This window comes from Mesorhizobium sp. M1A.F.Ca.IN.020.06.1.1 (assembly GCF_004023265.1).
GTDB lineage: Bacteria > Pseudomonadota > Alphaproteobacteria > Rhizobiales > Rhizobiaceae > Mesorhizobium.
The window spans coordinates 1-4873 of sequence record NZ_RZSR01000434.1 but is presented as its reverse complement, the minus strand read 5'-3'; the positions used below and the strand labels follow the sequence as shown (position 1 = coordinate 4873).

Below are 4873 nucleotides of genomic sequence, written 5' to 3'. Positions count from 1 at the left end.
ATGCAGCTGTACCATTCACCCGCCGCCATCTTCATGCGCTCGCTTGTCGTCATGGCTGCTCCTCCATTCCCGTCCCGCTGCCAAAGCACAATCCGCCCGACCGGAAAAGCCCATGGCCAAACGCCAGGCCTATGCTAGCTTGCCATCCGCGGAACCGTGCGGAGCTCCGAATTTGAGGGGATGATGATGCTCTACATTCTGGCATTGCTGATTGGCGTCGTCGCCGGCCTTCGCGCCATGACCGCGCCAGCGACCGTTGCCTGGGGTTCGTATCTCGGCTGGATCCCGGTTGCCGGCACCTGGGCAAGCTTCATGGGCCACTGGATCGCGGTCGGCATCTTCACCGTCCTGGCGATTGTCGAACTCGTCACCGACCAGTTGCCGTCGACGCCGAGCCGCAAGGTGCCGCAGCAGTTTGGCGCGCGCATCGTCACGGGCGCCTTCTGCGGCGCGGTGATCGGCGCCACGGTCGGCGCCACCATCGGCTGCCTCATCGCCGGCGCGATCGGCGCGGTGATCGGCACGCTGGGCGGCGCGGAAGCACGCGCAAGGATGGCTGCCGCCTTCGGCAAGGATCCGCCCACCGCCTTCATCGAGGACGCGGTGGCGATCATCGGCGGCCTGCTGATCGTGGCGGCGGTCGCATGAGCGCGAAAAACTTCGACGCCATCGTCATCGGCGCCGGCCAGGCCGGCCCTTCGCTCGCCGGCCGGCTCGACGCCGCTGGCATGAGCGTTGCGCTGATCGAGCGCAAGCTTATTGGCGGCACCTGTGTCAACACCGGCTGCATGCCGACCAAGGCGATGGTGGCGAGCGCCTACGCCGCGCATCTTGCCCGCCGCGCCGCCGACTATGGCGTCGCGCTCTCCGGTCCGGTCGGGGTCGACTATCAAAGGATCAAGGCACGCAAGGACAAGGTGACCAATGACGCCCGCGGCAATCTCGAAAGCTGGATCGCGGGGATGAAGGGCTGCACGCTTTATCGCGGCCATGCCAGATTCGAATCCGCTAATACAGTGCGCGTCGGCGACGACCTGCTGACCGCGCCAAAAATCTTCCTCAACACCGGCGGCCGCGCCTCCGTGCCGGACCTGCCCGGCGTCAACGACGTCCCCTATCTCACCAACTCCTCGATGATGGATCTCGATGTGCTGCCCAGCCATCTGGTCGTCGTCGGCGGCAGCTATATCTCGCTCGAATTCGCCCAGATGTTCCGCCGTTTCGGCTCCGAGGTCACGGTGATCGAGAAAGCGCCGCGGCTGACGGGCCGCGAGGACGAGGACGTCTCGGCCGCGATCCAGTCGATCCTCGAAAACGAAGGCATCACCGTCCATGTCGGCGCCGAGAACATCGGCTTTGCCAGGCAGGGCAACGGTATCGCCGTGACCTTCTCTGCCGGCAAGCCGCCGGCGGTCGGCTCGCATGTGCTGCTGGCGCTCGGCCGCGTCCCCAACACCGACGACCTCGGCCTCGACAAGGCCGGCGTCGAGGTCGACAAGCGCGGCTACATCGTCGTCGACGACCACTTGCGCACCAATGTGCCCGGCATCTGGGCCATGGGCGACTGCAACGGCAAGGGCGCTTTCACCCACACCTCCTACAACGACTACGAGATCGTCGCCGCCAATCTGCTCGACAACGATCCGCGCAAGGTCACCGATCGCATCGAGGCCTATGCGCTTTACATCGATCCGCCGCTCGGCCGCTGCGGCATGACCGAGACCGCTGTCAAGAAATCCGGCCGCCGCGCGCTTGTCGGCCAGCGGCCGATGACCCGTGTCGGCCGCGCCGTCGAAAAGGGCGAGACGCAAGGCTTCATGAAGATCCTGGCCGACGCCGACACCGGCGAGATCCTCGGCTGTTCGGTGCTCGGACCGGGCGGCGACGAGGCGATCCACTCAGTGCTCGACCTGATGTATGCCAAGGCGCCGATCTCGACGCTGGCGCGCGCCATGCACATCCACCCCAACGTCTCGGAGCTTCTGCCGACCATCGCCCAGGACTTGAAGCCGCTGGCGTAACGGCAGATCGCCGCTCCACGTCGGGGCTTCTCGATCTTGGCAAACAGTGCTCAAGGCGTCCGACGGTCGGCTTGCGCCTATCGCGCGGGCGGACTGGACCACTGACACCCTGGCCGTAACCATGCATGTCTGGCCACCCACCGGAGGAACCCCATGCAAAAGACCATCGAGCGCATCGCAGGCGACAGCGAAGGCGTTGCTTATGAGTTCCCAGTTTTCCGCTTCGAGGGCACGGACAAGTCGGCGTCCTCGGCCTATCTGCAGGCGGCGCTTCATGCCGGAGAATTGCCAGGTGTCGTCGCCATCGACGCGCTGATGCCGATGCTTGCCAAGGCGGAAGCGGAAGGCCGCATTAGAGGCGCCATCACGTTGGTGCCCTGGGCCAATCCAATCGGTCGGGCGCAATACCATTTCGGCGAGCACCAGGGCCGCTTCAATCTCGGCACCCGCACCAACTTCAACCGTGCCTTCCCGCTGCTTGCCGCGCCGGACGCCAGGCTTTTAGCGGATGTCAACCTCGGCGGCGCCGACCGCCGGCTGAAGAAGCGGCTCGTCGAACTCTCCCTCGGCAACGACATCGTGCTCGATCTCCACTGCGACGATGAAGGCCTTGCCTATCTCTACATCCACACCAGCCTGTGGCCGCATATGGCCGACTGCGCGGCTGCGATGGGCATCGATGCCGTCCTGCTGTGGAGCGAGGACAGTAGCGGCACCTTCGAGGGCGCCTCGATCATGCCCTATCAAAATGTGCCTGCGAGCGTCGCGCGCTTCGACCGGCGCGTCGCCACCACGGTCGAATATCGCGGCATGCTGGATGTCGACAGCGGCTTGGCCGCCTCCGATGCCGCCGGCCTCTACCGCTTGCTGGTGACGCGCGGCGTCATCCAGGACCCTTCCGTCCCGAAGGCGAGCAGCTTTTCCGGCGCCGTCGTACCGCTGGAAAACATCGAGATGATGCCTTCGCCCAAGGCCGGCGCCATCCTTTACGACGTCAAGCCCGGCGACCGCGTCAACAAGGGCGACCGGCTGGCGACGATCGTCCATGCGCCCGGCGAAGCCGGCGGCCGCACCGAGGTGTTCGCGCCCCAGTCGGGTTTCATCCTGACCCGTCGTTCGCGCCGCATCATCCGCGCCGGCGAGGATCTTTTGAAGCTTGCCGGCGACAAGAGGAGCGCCGACGCGCGCTCCGGCACGCTGGAGGACTGACGGGCCGGCTTTACCGTTCGCGTGAAATCCAGTTGCGCGGGCCGTCATTCGCCGCTATGGGAGTCGCCATGAACATGCGTTCGAACAAGACCGTTTGGTGGTGGGCTCGCTGACAGCGGCCGGTTCGAACGCGCATGCGTGAAAATGAGGGTGGCCGCAGCGGAATGTCCGGGCGGCCATTTGTTTTTCCAAGCCATTCCCGGGTCCGTTGCCCAAAACGCTGATGGAGACGGCAATGACGACTACAGTTCTGGACAACGGGGCGGAGCGCTTCGTCACCGCGGGCGGGGTGACGATCACCCGCGAACGCCATGACCAGCCCTATGAAGGCGCGATTGACGCCTATGTCGACGGCCTGAATTCCCGCCGCGGCGCGGTGTTCTCCTCGAACTACGAATATCCGGGCCGTTACACGCGCTGGGACACGGCCATCATCGATCCGCCGCTGGTGATCTCGGCGCGCGGCCGCGCCATGCGCATCGAGGCGCTCAACCAGCGCGGCGAAGTGCTGCTGCCGGTGATCGGCAAGGCGCTTGGCGAGCTGAGCGAGGTGGCGATTGCCGAGAGCTCGAAAAAGCTGATCCGCCTCGATGTCGCCAAGCCCGGCCGCGTCTTCACCGAGGAAGAGCGCAGCCGCGTGCCGTCCGTCTTCACGGTGCTGCGCGCCATCACGGCTTTGTTCAAGACTGCCGAGGACGCCAATCTCGGCCTTTACGGCGCCTTCGGCTACGATCTCGCCTTCCAGTTCGACCCGGTCGACTACAAGCTCGAGCGTAAGCAGAGCCAGCGCGACCTGGTGCTGTTCCTGCCCGACGAGATCCTCGTCGTCGACCACTATTCGACCAAGGCCTGGACCGACCGCTACGACTATTCCGGCGAAGGGTTTTCCACGGAAGGCTTGGCCCGCGATGCTCATGTCGAGCCGTTCAGGACCGCCGACCGCATCCCGCCGCGCGGCGATCACGAACCCGGCGAATATGCCAATTTGGTGCGCCGGGCGATGGAGAGCTTCAAGCGCGGCGACCTGTTCGAGGTCGTGCCTGGACAGATGTTCTACGAGCGTTGCGAGACCCAGCCCTCCGACATTTCCCGCAAGCTGAAGTCGATCAACCCCTCTCCCTATTCCTTCTTCATCAATCTCGGTGAAAACGAGTATCTGATCGGCGCCTCGCCGGAGATGTTCGTGCGCGTCAACGGCCGTCGGGTCGAGACCTGCCCTATCTCCGGCACCATCAAGCGCGGCGACGACGCCATCTCCGACAGCGAGCAGATCCTCAAGCTGCTCAACTCCAAGAAGGACGAGTCCGAGCTCACCATGTGCTCGGACGTCGACCGCAACGACAAGTCGCGCGTCTGCGAGCCGGGCTCGGTGCGCGTCATCGGCCGCCGCCAGATCGAGATGTATTCGCGCCTGATCCACACCGTCGATCACATCGAGGGACGGCTGCGCGAAGGCATGGACGCCTTCGACGCCTTCCTGTCACACGCCTGGGCGGTCACCGTCACCGGCGCGCCGAAGCTGTGGGCCATGCGCTTCATCGAGCAGAACGAGAAGAGCCCGCGCGCCTGGTATGGCGGGGCGATCGGCATGATCAATTTCAACGGCGACATGAACACCGGGCTGACGCTGCGCACCATCCGCA

The 4873-nt window shown here is 65.1% G+C and carries 4 protein-coding genes; all 4 read left to right on the top strand.

Annotated features, from left to right (window positions below; translation table 11 throughout):
- Nucleotides 1–186 precede the first annotated feature (186 nt).
- On the top strand, nucleotides 187–648 hold the full coding sequence (locus EOA60_RS18985) for a DUF4126 domain-containing protein (RefSeq protein ID WP_095823569.1): 462 nt from the start codon (nucleotides 187–189) through the stop codon (nucleotides 646–648).
- On the top strand, nucleotides 645–2021 hold the full coding sequence (locus tag EOA60_RS18980) for an FAD-containing oxidoreductase (protein WP_095823298.1): 1377 nt from the start codon (nucleotides 645–647) through the stop codon (nucleotides 2019–2021). Before EOA60_RS18985 ends, EOA60_RS18980 begins: the two co-directional genes overlap by 4 nt.
- 153 nt (nucleotides 2022–2174) lie before the next feature.
- Nucleotides 2175–3230: a succinylglutamate desuccinylase/aspartoacylase family protein gene (locus EOA60_RS18975; protein ID WP_095823299.1), complete on the top strand. Its 1056-nt coding sequence runs from the start codon at nucleotides 2175–2177 to the stop codon at nucleotides 3228–3230.
- Between the two features lie 235 nt (nucleotides 3231–3465).
- Nucleotides 3466–4873 (top strand): anthranilate synthase component I (locus EOA60_RS18970; protein ID WP_128311728.1); only part of this gene is annotated, 1408 nt, incomplete at its 3' end.

Bases quoted from the DNA above. Each gene is read 5' to 3' on its own strand.
- EOA60_RS18985 (WP_095823569.1), top strand. From the start codon at position 187: ATGCTCTACATTCTGGCATTGCTGATTGGCGTCGTCGCCGGCCTTCGC.
- EOA60_RS18980 (WP_095823298.1), top strand. From the start codon at position 645: ATGAGCGCGAAAAACTTCGACGCCATCGTCATCGGCGCCGGCCAGGCC.
- EOA60_RS18975 (WP_095823299.1), top strand. From the start codon at position 2,175: ATGCAAAAGACCATCGAGCGCATCGCAGGCGACAGCGAAGGCGTTGCT.